At 69.8% G+C, this 16,901-nt stretch carries 10 protein-coding genes; 5 read left to right on the forward strand and 5 right to left on the reverse strand.

Features of this window, described 5'->3' with window-relative positions; translation table 11 throughout:
• Nucleotides 1–9: 9 nt before the first annotated feature.
• Together ACIP79_RS13475 and ACIP79_RS13480 are read right to left on the reverse strand one after the other, a co-directional pair.
• Entirely contained in the window at nt 10–555 is a 546-nt protein-coding gene (locus ACIP79_RS13475; protein ID WP_401222778.1) for a HutD family protein, read from the reverse strand.
• Nucleotides 552–1,271 (reverse strand): vWA domain-containing protein, encoded by a 720-nt coding sequence (locus ACIP79_RS13480; RefSeq protein WP_401222779.1) that lies wholly within the window; start codon nt 1,269–1,271, stop codon nt 552–554. The genes ACIP79_RS13475 and ACIP79_RS13480 overlap by 4 nt, the downstream gene beginning before the upstream one ends.
• Before the next feature lie 288 nt (nt 1,272–1,559).
• Here ACIP79_RS13480 and ACIP79_RS13485 point away from each other — a divergent pair, with 288 nt between their 5' ends.
• From ACIP79_RS13485 to ACIP79_RS13505, 5 genes are all read left to right on the forward strand, one after another.
• On the forward strand, nt 1,560–2,471 hold the full coding sequence (locus ACIP79_RS13485) for a rhomboid family intramembrane serine protease (protein WP_401222781.1): 912 nt from the start codon (nt 1,560–1,562) through the stop codon (nt 2,469–2,471).
• Nucleotides 2,472–2,568: 97 nt separating this feature from the next.
• The gene (locus ACIP79_RS13490; RefSeq protein WP_401222783.1) at nt 2,569–3,408 is read left to right on the forward strand and encodes a chitosanase; all 840 of its coding nucleotides are present in this window, start codon (nt 2,569–2,571) and stop codon (nt 3,406–3,408) included.
• A gap of 88 nt (nt 3,409–3,496) precedes the next feature.
• On the forward strand, nt 3,497–8,701 hold the full coding sequence (locus tag ACIP79_RS13495) for a caspase family protein (protein ID WP_401222785.1): 5,205 nt from the start codon (nt 3,497–3,499) through the stop codon (nt 8,699–8,701).
• Entirely contained in the window at nt 8,698–9,027 is a 330-nt protein-coding gene (locus ACIP79_RS13500; RefSeq protein ID WP_401222787.1) for a hypothetical protein, read from the forward strand. Before ACIP79_RS13495 ends, ACIP79_RS13500 begins: the two co-directional genes overlap by 4 nt.
• A gap of 9 nt (nt 9,028–9,036) precedes the next feature.
• The gene (locus ACIP79_RS13505) at nt 9,037–9,483 is read left to right on the forward strand and encodes a hypothetical protein (protein WP_401222789.1); all 447 of its coding nucleotides are present in this window, start codon (nt 9,037–9,039) and stop codon (nt 9,481–9,483) included.
• Between the two features lie 107 nt (nt 9,484–9,590).
• Here ACIP79_RS13505 and ACIP79_RS13510 read toward each other — a convergent pair whose 3' ends face one another.
• The 3 genes from ACIP79_RS13510 to ACIP79_RS13520 form a co-directional block, all read right to left on the reverse strand.
• Nucleotides 9,591–11,051, reverse strand: a complete 1,461-nt coding sequence (locus ACIP79_RS13510; RefSeq protein WP_401222790.1) for a glutamate synthase subunit beta — start codon at nt 11,049–11,051, stop codon at nt 9,591–9,593.
• Complete coding sequence (gltB, locus tag ACIP79_RS13515) at nt 11,044–15,639, reverse strand: glutamate synthase large subunit (protein WP_401222791.1); 4,596 nt, start codon at nt 15,637–15,639, stop codon at nt 11,044–11,046. The genes ACIP79_RS13510 and gltB overlap by 8 nt, the downstream gene beginning before the upstream one ends.
• Nucleotides 15,640–16,038: 399 nt before the next feature.
• Nucleotides 16,039–16,770 carry a VIT1/CCC1 transporter family protein gene (locus ACIP79_RS13520; protein WP_383684523.1) on the reverse strand — a complete coding sequence of 244 codons (732 nt, stop codon included), beginning with the start codon at nt 16,768–16,770 and terminating at the stop codon, nt 16,039–16,041.
• Between the last annotated feature and the right edge of the window lie 131 nt (nt 16,771–16,901).

The raw sequence follows: 16,901 nt of genomic DNA on the forward strand, positions 1-16,901 counted from the left end.
GGCTCGGTGCTACCGCGCGAGACCGATCACCGCGGTACGGCCCACCGCGTGCAGCACCGCGCCCTTGCCGGACGACAGCACGGCGTCGTAGGGCCCGAGCGTCAGCCCGGCCACCTCGGCGGGGCCGTCGAGGGCGACGAGCAGGGCGGGCCCGGCGGGAAGCGGGAGCCGACCGCGTACGACGGCGACCGTCGGGGACGTACGGCCGCCGTGCCTGCGCCACATCACGTTGAGGTTCACGACCGGGCCGTCGAGGAGCCGGCAGTCGGTCGGGACGTCGCCACGCAACTCCCCCGGTGCGTAACGGGAGTCGACGAGCCGCCGCTCCCCGCCCACGGTGAGGTCCATGCCCGCGCCCTCGACGAGGGTCAGGATGCGGTCGACGCCGGGGAAGGCGGAGAACGGCCCGTCGGCGGCGACCTCGGCGAGGCTCACCCGCCAGTCGAACTCGTCCATGCCCGCGCCCTCGGGCAGGGCCGCGATCTCGCGGGTGACGCCGCCGCCGTTCCTCCAGGGCACCGCCACGCGTTCGGCGGCGGGCAGAAGCCGCGTCACGGCACGATCCCCTCCGCCCGCGCCGCCGCCAGCCACTGCGGGAACTCGCCCACGATCCGGTCGTACAGCTCGCTGTCGGACACCTTCCGCGGGTCCGAACCGGCGTGGAAGAAACCGGCGTTGTCCACGACCCGCTTCTGCGGCACCGCCAACTCGTCGAGCTTGCGCAGGAATTCGAACTGCTTGCTCTTCGGATCCCCGAACCCGATGAACTGCCAGAACAGCGGAAGCTTCGCCGCCTTGCACAAGTACCGTTCCGCGGCGAGCTTGTTGATCGGGCCGCCGTCGGTCTGGAAGACGACGAGGGCGGGATCCTTGGAGCCGCTGTCGAGGTAGTGGTCGATGACCGCGTCCATGGCGAGGTGGTAACTGGTCTTCCCCATGTGCCCGAGCCCGGACACGATCTGCTCGATGCGGCCCTGGTGGTCGGCGAGGGCGATGTCGGTGACGGCGTCGATGTCGGTCGAGAAGAAGACGACGGGGACCCTCCCGTCGTCGTCGAGGTGCGCAGACAGGCCCAGCACCCGGTCGGCGAGGGCCTGCACACTGCCGTTCTGGTAGTACGGCTTCATCGACCCGGAGTAGTCGACGACCAGGTACACGGCGGCCCGCCGACCGCTCAGCCCGTGCTTGGTGAGGGACACCCCCGCGCTCTTGTACAGACTGACCAGCGCGGGCGCGGTCTCCTCCACCTTGGTCAGGCTGATTCCGGCCATGCGAGGCTCCCGTCGCGCGCGATTGCGGAGGCCGAGATTACGTCACCCCGGCCGGACAGAGCACGCGAGACCGCACGACGGACCACGACCCCACGGAAGTGCGCCACGCCGCGAAGCCCCCTGACCTCCCCCACCTGGCCCACCGCACACCCACGTTCGCTATTTTGTTCGCCGCGGCCCCACCGGACCTCCGCAGCCCCACCGGCTCTCCCAGCCCACCGGCTCACCCGGCCCGACCGGCTTCCGTCCCGCCGTCAACACCCGCAACCCCCCTTCCGAGGAGCCGACGTGGAGCCCGAGTCCACCGTCACCACCTGCTATCGCCATCCGCGGGTGGAGTCGCATGTGCGCTGCACCCGGTGCGACCGTTACATCTGCCCGGACTGCATGCGCGAGGCGTCCGTCAGCCACCAGTGCCCCGAGTGTGTGAAGGAGGGCGCCCGGTCCGTCCGCGAGGCCCGCACGGCGTTCGGTGGCCGGATCTCGACGACGCCCGTGGTCACGTACGTCCTGATCGGTCTCAACGTGCTGGCCTACCTCGCCGAGGTGGTGCGTCCGGCGGTCGTGGACCGGTTCCAGATGCTGGGCGCGGGGCTGGTGGGACCGGACGGCCTCCACTACGTCTGGCAGTCCGTCTACCCCTCGGACTTCCACCCGGAGGGGGTCGTGGACGGGGAGTGGTACCGGCTGTTGACCGGAGCCTTCCTCCATCTGCCGCCCACGGAGGGCACGTTCGGGATTCTCCACATCGTGATGAACATGGTCTCGCTGTGGAACATCGGCCGCGTGGTGGAGTCCCAGCTCGGCCGCTCGCGCTATGTCGCCCTCTACTTCCTTTCCGCGCTCGGCGGCTCCGTCCTCGTCCTGCTGGTCGCGCCCGGCACGGCCACGGTCGGCGCCTCCGGCGCGATCTTCGGGCTCGGGGCCGCGTACTACGTCATGGCCCGCCGGCTCGGCGCCGACATGCGCGACGTCAACCGTTTCATGGCGGGCCTGCTGCTCTGGCTGCTGCTCTCGGCCGCCTTCACCTCCTGGCAGGGCCACCTCGGCGGCCTGCTCGCGGGCTGCGTGGTCACCATGGCGTACGCGTACGCGCCCCGTGACAGGCGCCGCACGCTGATACAGGCAGGGGTGTGCACAGGCCTGTTGGTGCTGCTGGTGATGCTGACCGTCGCCAAGGTGTCCTCCCTGACGGGCTGAGCGGCCAGGGAGGCCGGGGCGACCGCCCAACCTGTGAGTCCGAGGCCTTTCCGGTGGATTGCGCGGGAAAGGGCCGGGCGCTCCCTACCCTGGGCATATGAAACGTGCTGGTCTTCTGCTGCTCGCGGTGCTCCCTCTGGTCGCCACAGCCGCCTGTCTCTCCGTGCCGGCCCTCTCCGACCCGGACGACGCGGCGCCCTCGCGGGACCGTCGGTCGAGCGCGGACGGCACCGGTCTCGGCAGCCCCGCGAAGAAGGAACTGGCGCAGAAGATCGTGGCGAGCGCCGAGAACTCCACGCTGGACTGGCGCAGCGCGTACGCCTACATCGAGGACATCGACGACGGGCAGGGCTACACGGCGGGCATCATCGGTTTCTGCACGGGCACCCACGACCTGCTCGTCCTGGTCGAGGGCTACACCGAGGACCACCCGGACAACGGTCTCGCCCGCTATCTCCCCGCCCTGCGCGAGGTCGACGGCACGGACTCGCACGAGGGCCTCGACCCGGGCTTCACCACCGCCTGGCGCGAGGAGGCTTCGGTGGCCGCCTTCCGCGAGGCGCAGGACGCCGTACGCGACCGCGTCTACTTCGACCCCGCGGTCCGCCGCGCCGAACTCGACGGCCTGGGCACCCTGGGCCAGTTCATCTACTACGACGCCATGGTCATGCACGGCCCCGGCACCGGCGCGAAGGGCTTCTACGGGTTGCGGAAACGCGCCATGGCCGAGGCCGACACCCCCGCCGAGGGCGGCTCCGAGAAGGCCTACCTCGACATCTTCCTCGACATCCGCCGCTCCACGATGAAGTCCCAGAACGCCCACCGCGACACCACCCGAATCGACACCGCCCAACGGCAGTTCCTCAACGACGGCAACCTGGACCTGGACACTCCGCTGGAGTGGAAGGTGTACGGGGAGACGTACCAGGTGCGCTGACCGGCCGCCGCGCCAACTCCCCTTCCTCATCGGTCGTTTGCTGGAATGATGAAGGTTTCCGGTGCGGCGGCGGAGGGGGACGGCACGGGTGACTGGGGACGAGACGACCGGCGGGAGCAGACGTGCGTTGCTCATCGGTGTGAAGAACACGCGGTACCTCTCGGAACACCCGGATCTCGCCGACCGCTACCCACCGCTCGAGATCGTCGACAGCGATGTGAAGATGGTCCGCGCCGCTCTCGAGGAGTCCGGCTACACCGTCGCGGTCGAGTGCGGCGAGCCAGGCCTCGGTCCCGTGATCGGCGCGGTGTCCAAGCTTTTCGCGTCCTGCGAGCCGGGTGACACCGCCCTGATCTACTTCTCCGGGCACGGTGAGACGGTCAACGGCCGGGACCATCTCGTCCTCGCCGACAGCCAGGCCGAATGGCCGCTGCCGGACGGCAGCGCCGGACTCGATCCGAACACCCTGCTCAGGGCCGACCCCGGTGTGCTGCTCAGGCGGTTGCCGCCCGGAGTCACCGCGATCGTCTGCCTCGACATCTGCCGGACGGCCACCGCGCAGCAGTACGTCGCCGAAGAGGCGGGCGGGCGGCTCTCCGATCACGACGGCTACTGGCTCTACAGCTGTGGTTCCGGACAGCGGTCCTACGCGGATCCTGCGGCTGGCAGCTGGTTCGCGCAGGCCTTCGCCCAGGCCCTGTCGCGGGTCACCCCGCCGACCACCTTCCACGAGGTCGTCCGCTACACCGAGGGCGAACTGCACCGCATCGCCGACGAGTACACGCAGGTCGAGCCACCGACCGTCGCCAAGCGGTCGCCCTGGCCGACCGGGGACGGGGAGCACCGCGACCCGGTGATCTGCGAGGGATCGGAGCAGACCGAGGAGTGGACCCGGGTCATCCGGGACTCCGGCCTGTGGGAGCACACTTCCGGTGACCCGGCCGCCCACGAGCGCGTCAAAGAGTGCCTCGCCGAGTTGGTGCGCTGGGTGGTGGACACCAGCGCGGGCACGGCCGCCCACCGCGACGATCCCTGGTCCGATCCGCGCTACCCGGCACGGGTCGAGGAGCGGCTCAGCGCGCTGGTGGGCCGGGCCGGTCTCCAGCGGGACGAACTGCTCTCCCCCGCCGAGACGGCCTGTCTGCTGGCAGCCGCGGTCGTCCAGGAGGGGGTGGTCACCATCGCCCTGGACGAACTGCGCGGGCTGCTGCCCGACGGCAGGATCGACGTCGGCCCGCGCGGGAGGGACGAGACGTCCGACGACCATCGCGCCCTCGTACGCGATGCCGCGCGCGACGTCTGCCGTGCTCACACTCAGGTGGTGCGCACCGCCGACACGCTGCGAGGGCGCAAGCTCAAGGAGGCCACCGCCGCCGCCGACCACTGGCTGCGGCACAGGTTCATCGCCGACTGGGACCGCCTGTGGGAATGGGAACACCCCGGTGACTACCCTGCCGTCGACGCGCTGATCGACCTGGTCGCGAAGGCGGTCAAGGCGGCCGCCGACAGTCCGGCCGCCGGTCCGCGCACCGAGGAGCAGCACCAGGAGATCGACCGGCAGGTACGCCAGGTGCTCGGCCATCTCACGGTGAAGCCCGACCAGAGCCCTCGTATCAACGACACCGCCCACGGCGAGGGATGGATCACGGCCAAGCCGGTCCGCGGGAACCAGTGGCGCGGTGAGCAACTGGCCCGCCTGCTGTGGACGGCGGGGCTGCTCGCCGCCGATCCGCGCCGGCTCTCCAGCGTGCTGGTCGACCATCTCGGCGCCCACGAACCCATCGTGGCCAGACAGGTGGCCGCCGCGCTGGAAGGTTTCGACTACGAGACCGCCGAGGGCCGCACGGCGCACACCTACGGCCTCGCCGTCCGCTTCAACTGCCCGCACCCCGCGCTGCACGCGGCGCTCGAAGAACTCACCTTCGCGGCCGACGCCACGGTACGGGCCTTCCGTACGCACGCCGGAGCGGACCCGCTGATGCGCGGCCTGCCCGACCAGGTCACGGCCGCCGAACTCCGGGCCCTGCCGGGCCGCTACAAGGAGCCACTGGAGCGTTTCCGCCTCGCGGAGGACGAGATTCGCCCGCTCCTCATGGGCACCCAGCTCTACGGAGACCGGATGCTGGCGGTGCGCGAGCTCTACCAGAACGCCCTCGACGCCTGCCGTTACCGGGACATGCGCCGCCAGTACGGCCGACTGCGCACGGACTGGGACGGCACCATCACCTTCACCCAGGGCTGGCACGACGGACGCGCCTACATCGAGTGCCTGGACAACGGCTCGGGGATGACCCGCACCAGGCTCACCTCGATGTTCGCCCGCGCCGGCAAACGCTTCGAGCAGGACCCGGCGTTCGTCCAGGAGCGCCGCAACTGGCGCCGCGAGGGCATCTCCGTGCGCACGATGAACTCGCGTTTCGGCATCGGGGTGTTCAGCTACTTCATGCTCGCGGACGAGGTCGTCGTCTGGACGAAGGCCGTGGACCGGTTCGGACAGGCGGGCACGGAGCCGGCACAGCGGGCGGACATCCAGTCGGGCTCGGGTCTCCTCCAGATCAACGTCTCACGCGACCCCGAGGTCCCCGAGGACGGCGGCACCCGGGTGCGGATGTATCTGGCGGAACCCCAGGAGGGCGAGAAACACCCGTCCCTGGTGGAGACGCTGCGGTCCCTGCTGTGGGTGACTGAACACCGGGTGACCGCCGAGGAGTTCACCCCCGACAGGGAATCGGTCCGGAGAGCCGGCTGGGTGCCGGGACGACTGGAGCCCCGGGACGGCTGGCACGGCGGCCCCCTGGAGATCGGCAAGGACTCAGACGCCTGGCTGGTGCAGGGCGAGGGACAGCTCCTCCTCGACGGCGTGGTCGTCCGGGACGCCCCGAAGGTGTACGGGCGGGTGATCAACTTGCGCGAGCGGCACAGTCCAGTGCCGAGCGTGGACCGCAATCAACTTCTCGAGTACGACGAGGATTTGATCACTGCGGAAGTGGTGACCGGGGTGGCCGACGCGGTAGGGCAGTGCACGGACGTGTCGCTCCCCTGGCTCTGGCGGCTGACTCGCGAGGCACCCCGGGTGGCGATAGCCGTACTGAACGCCCTGCCGCCGCAGACCACGGCGGTATTGGAGTCCGAGAGCACGAAACGCTTCGGAGCCAGGCAGGTACGTCTCGCCGATACGGGCTGTCTGCCCAGTGACGAGCAGGCCATGGACACGTACAACTCCGTGGAACTCGATGACGAACGCCCGCAGGAGAGCCGTCTGTTCCGCGACTGGCAGTCCACCCGACTGGGGCTCCGTCAGCTCCAGGAGGACTTCAGCCCCGTCGGGTATCCCTCTCCGATCGGACTGGACGCGCTGCTCTTCCGTGCGGGCGTGCCCAACCAGTGGGTCTCGGTGATTCAGGCGGCCGCCCAGGCAGGGACCTCGTTGCGCCTGGCTCTGCGAGCGCTGCGTCGCTACGCGATCACCGGGATCGAGGTGCCGGCTGTGGCGGACATCCCTTCCCTGGACGCATGGGTGGTCGACCAGCCGTCGGCCGATCTCCACTCGGCCTATCGAAGCCTGGAGAACTACGTCCGTGACCTGCACGAGGACAAAGCTCCTTGGTTTTTGAGGCGCTCCCACGAGTTGCTCAGGAAGAGGCCACCCGCGACACACGCTCCCCTGCTCGCCGTCGCAGCTCTGCACGATCTACCGCTGGGTGAGGTGGCGGAACACCTCGCGGAATTGCGGCGCGTGGACCCGGCGCTGCCTGCCCCTCCCCTGCTCGATTCCGAGCTCGCCGGGAGAAGAGTGACCACAACCGAAGGTGCGCGTCTCACCACGCCGGGCGGCAACCACTCCTCTCCCTGGGAATACTTTGGGAACTGGATGTCCGGTGCCGTGGGCCCCGTCGACCTGCTCAGCCGCTCGACTCCACCCCTGTCACCGACTGAACTCGCCCATTTCGTGAAGCAGTTCCAACCACTGGGATTCAGTCTCGACAGCGACCCCACGGATGAGGCACGCAAGTCGGGATCCCTTCCCGCCGAACAACAGCTCCTGCTCTCCGAAGACCTGGGTCGTCAGGGACCCTGGTACGAAGGCCGGATACCCCTACTCCACCTGCTGGAGACGGCTCAGCAGGTCGACACCACCGTGGGAGACGTGGTGGAGCGGATCAACGCGGCGACACCGGTCTCCGGAGCCTGGGCCGCTGAGGTGCCCCCGACGGCCGCTGACTGGCAGGCGCCCTACTGGCTCACCAACCTGCTGCGGGAGAGCGATGCCTACTCGACGCGCCCGCCCATAGGGCCGTGGACGATGGTCGGCTGCTATCGCGCTTGGGCCGACGACGAATCCGACTTCCCGAAGGCGCTGGATGCTCTAGAAGCCTGCGGACTGGCCGATACAGCGTCCGTTGACAGGGCTGCGATGGAGCGCGCGGTCACGGTTTCTGACCGCCTTTTGTTCCCTTTTCCTAACGCAGGCCGGATCACCGGAAGCGGCTCCTTCCTGACGTTCAGCGGCGACTTCGACGAAGACGGCGCCTCGCTCGCTTATGTCATGGCTCTCGCGGCCTTTCAGGGAAAGGAACTCGGTGTCGTCTTCGACGACCTGACCCAGGTTGAGAAGCCTCTGCCACTGAGAATCGAACCGCTGCCCTCCGAGACCCGCGAGCTGTGGGCAACCGTGGAGGACGTCCGCACCCTGGGGCCAACTCTGGACCTGCTCGCGGAGGCCCCCATCCGCTTCCGCGACGCCCTGACCATCCCCGACCTGCTGAAGCACGCCGAGCGCAGCCGTCACCCCCTGGCTGACTCCGTCCAGCACCTCGCCACCTTCGCCCCGTTGGGCGCGCCCGCGCCCCCCGGACTCTTCCTCGGCCCCGACGCCGAGTTCTTCGCCGACTTCACACCGACCCGCTTCGACCACGCCGCCTTCGACAAGGGTCTCCTCGGTCCGGGCATCCTGGGCGCGCTCGAACTCGTGCTGGTCGCCGGGCGCTTCGGCTGGACACTGGGCCGCGCGTACGAGCGCTACGCGCCCTTCCGTTGCCTGGGACTCGACGTCAAGGTCCGCCCGCCGGACGCCGAAGAGGCGGAGCTGCGGCCCGACTGGCAGGACGTCGTACTGCTCAGCGCCGAGTTGACCGGCCGTGCCCCCGCGCTGTCCGGCGAGGTCTCCGGGAAACACGTCCGTCTGTGCGCCGAGGAGACAGGGCTCGACGAGGCCGGTGTGCGGGAGCGCCTCGACCGCTACGCCTCCCTGTTCGAGTTGACGGTAGCCACCCCGGAGGATGACGCCTCATGAGTTCAGCCATCGAGTACCGGCATGTCAGTCACGACGCCCTCCTCACCTTCCAGTGGACCGTCCAGGAGAACGACGGCGACAGGGAGTTCACGGCCAGCGGCACCTGCCCGGTCTGCGGCTGCGCGACAAAACGCACCTTCGGCCCCGTCCAGCCGCTGATTCCCAAGGGCGGCTTCCTCGGCCGCCGTAAGGATCCGGGACCCGAGCCGTGGCGGACGTCCTGCCGCTGCGAGAGTTACCACCAGCCGCGCCCGGCGAACGCGCGCGGCTGCGGCGCCTGGCTGACCCTCGCCCCGCCGCCCGCCCACCTGACCGGCGGGAGCTGACCAGACCCCGTGACCTTCTCCGAGGAGCAACTGCGCGAGGCGGAACTGAGAGCCGATGCCCAGCGGGACCCGCATCAGCAACTGCGCCTCGCCCTCCAGCAGGCGGAGGGCTACCGTACTTTTCTGTCCTCGCTGACCGGCCTGCTCACCGCTGTCTTCGTGCTCAAGGGGCAGGAGAACCTGAGCAAGCTCTCCGCCGGACCGCGTTGGTCCGTCGTCTCCCTGCTCACGCTCGGCTTCCTCGCTCTGGTCGCCGCCTCCTGGCTCAGCGTTCTCGCCGTGCACGGCAGACCGGGTGAGCAGACCTACTCGGAGCCCACCAGACTGCTGCGCTACGAGAGGCAGCGCACCCGGCGCGTCTGGCGCCTGGTCGAAGCCGCCCGCTGGCTGGGCCTCCTCGGCGTTCTGGCCGTGGCCGGCGCCGTGATCGTCACCTGGGTGGCGCCGGGCGGGTAGCGGACGTCCGGACGCACTACGGCGCCCACCACCGTCCGGTCGGGGACAAGGCAGGCGCCGCGTTCAGTTCCGTACGCCTTTGTACGGGACGTGTGTTGGGGTGGGGCTCAGACCATCATTGAGCGGTCCGTCGGGCGGATCGGGGCCGGCAGGTCGCTGACGCCGGTCAGGTAGCGGTCGACCCCGCGGGCGGCCGAGCGGCCCTCCGCGATGGCCCAGACGATGAGGGACTGGCCGCGGCCCGCGTCACCGGCGACGTACACGCCGGGGACGTTGGTCGCGAAGTCGGCGTCGCGGGCGATGTTGCCGCGCGCGTCCAGCTCCAGGCCGAACTGGGAGACCAGGCCGTTCTCGACGTCCGTACCGGTGAAGCCCATCGCGAGCGTCACCAGCTGAGCGGGGATCTTGCGCTCGGTGCCCGGCTTCTTGGTCAGCTTGCCGTCGACGAACTCGACCTCGCCGAGGTGCAGCCACTGGACGTTGCCGTCCTCGTCGCCCTCGAAGTGCGTGGTGGAGACGGCGTAGACGCGCTCGCCGCCCTCCTCGTGCGCGGAGGTGACCTTGTAGAGCATCGGGAACGTCGGCCACGGCTGGCCCGGGTTCCGCTCCTCGCCGGGCCGCGGCATGATCTCCAGCTGCGTGACCGAGGCCGCGCCCTGACGGTGGGCGGTGCCCACGCAGTCCGCGCCCGTGTCGCCGCCGCCGATGACCACGACGTGCTTGCCCGCGGCGGTGATCGGGGGCGCCACGAAGTCGCCCTCCTGCACCTTGTTGGCGAGGGGCAGGTACTCCATCGCCTGGTGGATGCCGGTCAACTCCCGCCCGGGGACCGGGAGATCACGGGCCGTCGTGGCACCCGCCGCGATGACCACGGCGTCGTACCGCTTGCGCAGCTTCGCCGCGTCGATGTCACGGCCGATCTCCACGCCCGTACGGAACTTGGTGCCCTCCGCGCGCATCTGCTCGATGCGCCGGTTGATGTGCCGCTTCTCCATCTTGAACTCGGGGATGCCGTACCGGAGGAGGCCTCCGACGCGGTCCGCGCGCTCGTAGACGGCGACCGTGTGACCGGCCCGGGTCAGCTGCTGGGCGGCGGCGAGGCCGGCCGGACCCGAGCCGATGACCGCGACCGTCTTGCCGGAGAGTCGCTCCGGGGCCTGGGGCGCGACATCGCCGCTGTCCCACGCCTTGTCGATGATCGAGACCTCGACGTTCTTGATGGTCACGGGGGGCTGGTTGATACCGAGCACGCACGCCGACTCGCAGGGAGCGGGGCACAACCGGCCGGTGAACTCCGGGAAGTTGTTCGTGGCGTGCAGCCGCTCGGAGGCGGCGGTCCAGTCCTCGCGGTAGGCGTAGTCGTTCCACTCGGGGATCAGGTTCCCCAGCGGACAGCCGCTGTGGCAGAACGGGATGCCGCAGTCCATGCAGCGGCTGGCCTGCTTGCTGATGATGGGGAGCAGCGAGCCGGGAACGTAGACCTCGTTCCAGTCCTTGACGCGCTCGCCGACCGGGCGGGTCCTGGCGACCTCGCGGCCGTGGTTCAGAAATCCCTTGGGATCAGCCATTGGTCGCCGCCTCCATCATCTTCTCGGTGATCTCGGACTCAGGGAGTCCGGCTCGCTCGGCGGCGTCCTTGGCGGCGAGCACTGCCTTGTACGTGCTGGGGATGATCTTACTGAAACGCTCGACCGACGCGGGCCACTCCGCGAGGAGCTTCCCGGCGACCGTCGACGCGGTCTCCTCCGCGTGCCGGCGCACCACGTCGTGCAGCCACTTGACGTCGGCGTCGTCGAGGGTCTCGACGGCTCCGGCGCTGCTCACGTTCACGTTCTCGGGGTTCAGGTCGAGGACGTAGGCGATACCGCCGGACATACCGGCGGCGAAGTTCCGCCCCGTCTCGCCGAGGACGACCGCGTGACCGCCGGTCATGTACTCGCAGCCGTGGTCGCCCACGCCCTCGGCCACGACCGTCGCGCCGGAGTTGCGGACGCAGAAGCGCTCGCCGGTGCGGCCGCGCAGGAAGATCTCGCCGCCCGTCGCGCCGTACGCGATGGTGTTGCCCGCGATCGTCGAGTACTCGGCGAGGTGGTCGGCGCCCCGGTCGGGACGGACGATCACCCGGCCGCCAGAGAGGCCCTTGCCGACGTAGTCGTTGGCGTCGCCCTCCAGGCGCAGCGTCACACCACGCGGCACGAAGGCGCCGAAGGACTGGCCCGCCGAGCCGGTGAAGGTGATGTCGATGGTGTCGTCGGGCAGGCCGGCGCCACCGAACTTCTTCGTCACCTCGTGGCCGAGCATGGTGCCGACCGTGCGGTTGATGTTGCGGATCGCGACCTGGGCGCGGACCGGCTGGGCGTCGGTCGCGGAGTCCGCGGCCAGCGCGTCGGCGGCCAGCTTGATGAGCTGGTTGTCGAGCGCCTTCTCCAGGCCGTGGTCCTGCTCGATGACCTGGTGCAGCGCGGTGCCCTCGGGCAGCTCGGGCACGTAGAACAGCGGGCTCAGGTCCAGGCCCTGCGCCTTCCAGTGGGTGACCGCCCGCTCCACGTCGAGGTTCTCGGCGCGGCCGACGGCCTCCTCGATGGTGCGGAAGCCCAGCTCGGCGAGGATCTCGCGGACCTCCTCGGCGATGAACCGGAAGAAGTTCACGACGTACTCGGCCTTGCCGGCGAAGCGCTCGCGGAGCACCGGGTTCTGGGTGGCGATGCCGACCGGGCAGGTGTCCAGGTGGCAGACGCGCATCATGACGCAGCCGGAGACGACGAGCGGCGCGGTCGCGAAACCGAACTCCTCGGCGCCGAGCAGCGCGGCGATGACGACGTCACGGCCGGTCTTCAGCTGGCCGTCGGTCTGTACGACGATCCGGTCGCGCAGGCCGTTCAGCAGCAGGGTCTGCTGGGTCTCGGCGAGGCCGAGCTCCCAGGGGCCGCCCGCGTGCTTCAGGGAGGTGAGGGGAGAGGCGCCCGTGCCGCCGTCGTGACCAGAGATGAGCACCACGTCCGCGTGGGCCTTGGAGACACCGGCGGCGACCGTGCCGACGCCGACCTCGGAGACCAGCTTCACGTGGATGCGGGCCTGCGGGTTGGCGTTCTTGAGGTCGTGGATCAGCTGGGCGAGGTCTTCGATGGAGTAGATGTCGTGGTGCGGGGGCGGGGAGATGAGGCCCACGCCCGGGGTGCTGTGCCGGGTCTTGGCGACCCAGGGGTACACCTTGTGGCCGGGCAGCTGGCCGCCCTCGCCGGGCTTGGCACCCTGCGCCATCTTGATCTGGATGTCGTCGGCGTTGACGAGGTACTCGCTCGTCACACCGAAGCGTCCGGAGGCGACCTGCTTGATCGAGGAGCGGCGCGCGGGGTCGTAGAGCCGGTCGGCGTCCTCGCCGCCCTCACCCGTGTTGGACTTGCCGCCCAGCTGGTTCATGGCGATGGCGAGGGTCTCGTGCGCCTCCTTGGAGATGGAGCCGTACGACATGGCGCCGGTGGAGAAGCGCTTGACGATGTCCTCGACCGACTCGACCTCGTCGATGGAGATCGCGGGGCGGTCCGACTTGAAGCCGAAGAGCCCGCGGAGCGTCATCAGCCGCTCGGACTGCTCGTTCACCCGGCCCGTGTACTTCTTGAAGATGTCGTAGCGGGCGGAGCGCGTGGAGTGCTGGAGGCGGAAGACCGTCTCCGGGTCGAACAGGTGCGGCTCGCCCTCGCGGCGCCACTGGTACTCGCCGCCTATGTCGAGGGCGCGGTGCGCGGGCGCGATGCCGGAGGCGGGGTACGCCTTGGCGTGCCGGGCGGCGACCTCCTTGGCGATGACGTCGAGACCGGCGCCGCCGATCTTCGTCGCGGTGCCGCTGAAGTACTTCTGCACGAAGGCCTGGTCCAGGCCGACGGCCTCGAAGACCTGGGCGCCACGGTAGGAGGCGACGGTCGAGATGCCCATCTTGGACATGACCTTCAGGACACCCTTGCCGAGCGCGTAGATCAGGTTGCGGATGGCCTGCTCGGGCTCGATGCCCTGGAGGAAGGTGCCCGCGCGGACGAGGTCCTCGACGGACTCCATGGCGAGGTAGGGGTTGACGGCCGCGGCGCCGAAGCCGATGAGGAGGGCCACGTGGTGGACCTCGCGGACGTCGCCCGCCTCGACGAGCAGGCCCACCTGGGTGCGCTGCTTGGTGCGGATCAGGTGGTGGTGGACGGCGGCGGTGAGCAGCAGCGAGGGGATCGGCGCGTGCTCGGCGTCGGAGTGCCGGTCGGACAGGACGATCAGCCGGGCGCCGTTCTCGATGGCGGCGTCGGCCTCGGTGCAGATCTCGTCGATCCGGGCGGCCAGCGAGTCGCCGCCGCCGGAGACCCGGTAGAGGCCGGACAGGGTGGCGGCCTTCATGCCGGGCATGTCGCCGTCGGCGTTGATGTGGATGAGCTTGGCCAGCTCGTCGTTGTCGATCACCGGGAAGGGCAGCGTGACGCTGCGACAGGACGCGGCGGTCGGCTCCAGGAGGTTGCTCGCGGGGCCCAGGGAGGAGCGCAGCGAGGTGACGAGTTCCTCGCGGATGGCGTCCAGCGGCGGGTTGGTGACCTGCGCGAAGAGCTGGGTGAAGTAGTCGAAGAGCAGCCGGGGGCGCTCGGACAGGGCCGCGATCGGCGAGTCCGTGCCCATCGAGCCGAGCGGCTCGCCGCCGGTGTTCGCCATCGGCGCGAGGATGATCCGCAGCTCTTCCTCGGTGTAGCCGAAGGTCTGCTGGCGGCGGGTGACCGAGGCGTGGGTGTGCACGATGTGCTCGCGCTCGGGGAGGTCGGAGAGCTCGATCTCGCCGGCTTCCAGCCACTCCGCGTACGGCTTCTCGGCGGTGAGGCCCGCCTTGATCTCGTCGTCCTCGATGATGCGGTGCTCGGCGGTGTCGACCAGGAACATCCTGCCGGGCTGGAGGCGGCCCTTGCGGACGACCTTCGCGGGGTCGATGTCCAGGACGCCGACCTCGGAGCCGAGGACGACGAGGCCGTCGTCGGTGACCCAGTAGCGGCCGGGGCGCAGACCGTTGCGGTCCAGGACCGCGCCGACCTGGGTGCCGTCGGTGAAGGTGACGCAGGCCGGGCCGTCCCAGGGCTCCATCATCGTGGCGTGGAACTGGTAGAAGGCGCGGCGGGCCGGGTCCATGGAGGCGTGGTTCTCCCAGGCCTCCGGGATCATCATCAGCACGGAGTGCGGGAGGGACCGGCCGCCGAGGTGCAGGAGTTCGAGCACCTCGTCGAAGGAGGCGGAGTCGGACGCCTCGGGCGTACAGATGGGGAAGACGCGGTCGAGCTTGTCCTGGTCGCCGAAGAGGTCGGAGACGAGCTGGGACTCGCGGGCCGCCATCCAGTTGCGGTTGCCCTTGACCGTGTTGATCTCGCCGTTGTGCGCGACGAAGCGGTACGGGTGGGCGAGCGGCCAGCTCGGGAAGGTGTTCGTGGAGAAGCGGGAGTGCACGAGCGCGATCGCGGAGGCGAAGCGGCGGTCGGACAGGTCCGGGAAGAAGGGCTCCAGCTGGCCGGTGGTCAGCATGCCCTTGTAGACGATGGTGCGGGCGGAGAGCGACGGGAAGTACACGTCGGCCTCGCGCTCGGCGCGCTTGCGCAGCACGAAGGCCTTGCGGTCGAGGTCGATGCCTTCCGAGACGCCGTCGGTCACGAAGACCTGGCGGAAGAAGGGCATGGTCGAACGCGCGGTGACACCGAGCAGTCCGGGGGCGACGGGGACGTCGCGCCAGCCGAGGACGGTGAGGCCCTCGTCGGCGGCGATCGTCTCGATCCGTGAGACGGCGTCGGTGAGGCCGTCCTCGGGCAGGAAGGCGATCCCGACCGCGTACGCGCCCGCGGCGGGCAGCTCAAATCCGGCCACCTCACGGAAGAAGGCGTCCGGCACCTGGGAGAGGATGCCCGCGCCGTCGCCCGAGTCGGGCTCGGCGCCGGTGGCTCCTCGGTGCTCCAGGTTGCGCAGAACCGTGAGCGCCTGCTCGACCAGCGCGTGGCTCGCCTCACCGGTGAGGGTGGCCACGAAGCCGACGCCACAGGCGTCGTGCTCGTTGCGGGGGTCGTACATACCCTGCGCGGCAGGGCGAGCATCCATGAAGGACCACTTCTGGCCATTCGTGGAGTGCTGGGACGGCTGGCGCGGCGTACGCATCGGCTCTCCCGTCGTCGTCGTGGCTTTGGGGCGCCTCCCAGGCTCTGAAGGCTCTGGGGGCGCGGGTGCCGAGGGACGACTCTGGCCCTCTGCTCTATGTGCGCAAAATTTCGTGCAGGTTACATGATGGAGCGGTTCTCGGTAACCGGATACTACGTTCCAACATGCGGACACCGGAGAGTCGCGGCAGGGTTCCGCGCAGCGGTGAGGATCAAGGGGGGTCTGAGCGGACAGATCAGTGTCCGTCGACCCGGGGCGCGGCAGGCAACATCACCGGCCACGGTGGTGCGGAGCGGGCTTCATTGCCCACAGCGCTTACGGGTCATGCCCAGTGGTTAAGCGTTCGAAACCGCTGAGTAACGACTACTTATGCAGTCCCTTGCATAGGTGGTCGGCCTGTCATCCTACGGCCGCACCGAACAAACTGCCCAGGGCGTACGTCACACCCGCCGCGGCACCTCCCAGGACGAGCTGCCGCAGCCCGCTGAACCACCAGGTCCGCGCGGTCACCCTGGCCACGAGCGCGCCGCACGCGAAGAGCCCGATCAGCGCGAGGAGCAGGGCGGGCCACAGGGCGGTCGCGCCGAGGAGATAGGGCAGTACGGGGAGCAGGGCGCCCAGCGCGAAGGCGCCGAAGCTCGACACCGCGGCGATCGCCGGGGAGGGCAGGTCGCCCGGGTCGATGCCCAGCTCCTCGCGGGCGTGTATCTCCAGGGCCTGTTCGGGGTCGCGGGACAGCTGCCGGGCGACCTCGCGCGCCAGCTTCTCCTCGACACCGCGGCCCTGGTACAGCTCGGCGAGCTCCCGCTCCTCGTCCTTCGGGTGCTTCCTCAACTCCCGCCGCTCGACGTCGAGTTCGGCCTCGACGAGCTCGCGCTGCGAGGCGACGGAGGTGTACTCGCCGGCCGCCATGGAGAAGGCGCCGGCCGCGAGACCCGCGAGCCCGGTGATCACGATCGTCCGGTGCGAGACGGCTCCGCCCGCGACGCCGGTCATGAGCGCCAGGTTGGAGACCAGGCCGTCCATCGCTCCGAACACCGCCGGGCGCAGCCAGCCGCCGTTGACGTCCCGGTGGGTGTGGTTGTCCCGGTGCGCCTCGTGCAGCGTCGCCTCGGTCTCGATGATGGCCATGCGGGTCCCCTCACGTCCTTAAGTTGGATGGGTTCTACTTTTCGACAACGCCAAAACTACGCCGATAATTTCGCGCTCGCCAGCAAGGAAAGGCTGCGCTTACCTGCGCGTTTACGGTTTTTCGCTCATCC

The organism is Streptomyces sp. NPDC088747 (genome assembly GCF_044751025.1).
Lineage (GTDB): Bacteria > Actinomycetota > Actinomycetes > Streptomycetales > Streptomycetaceae > Streptomyces.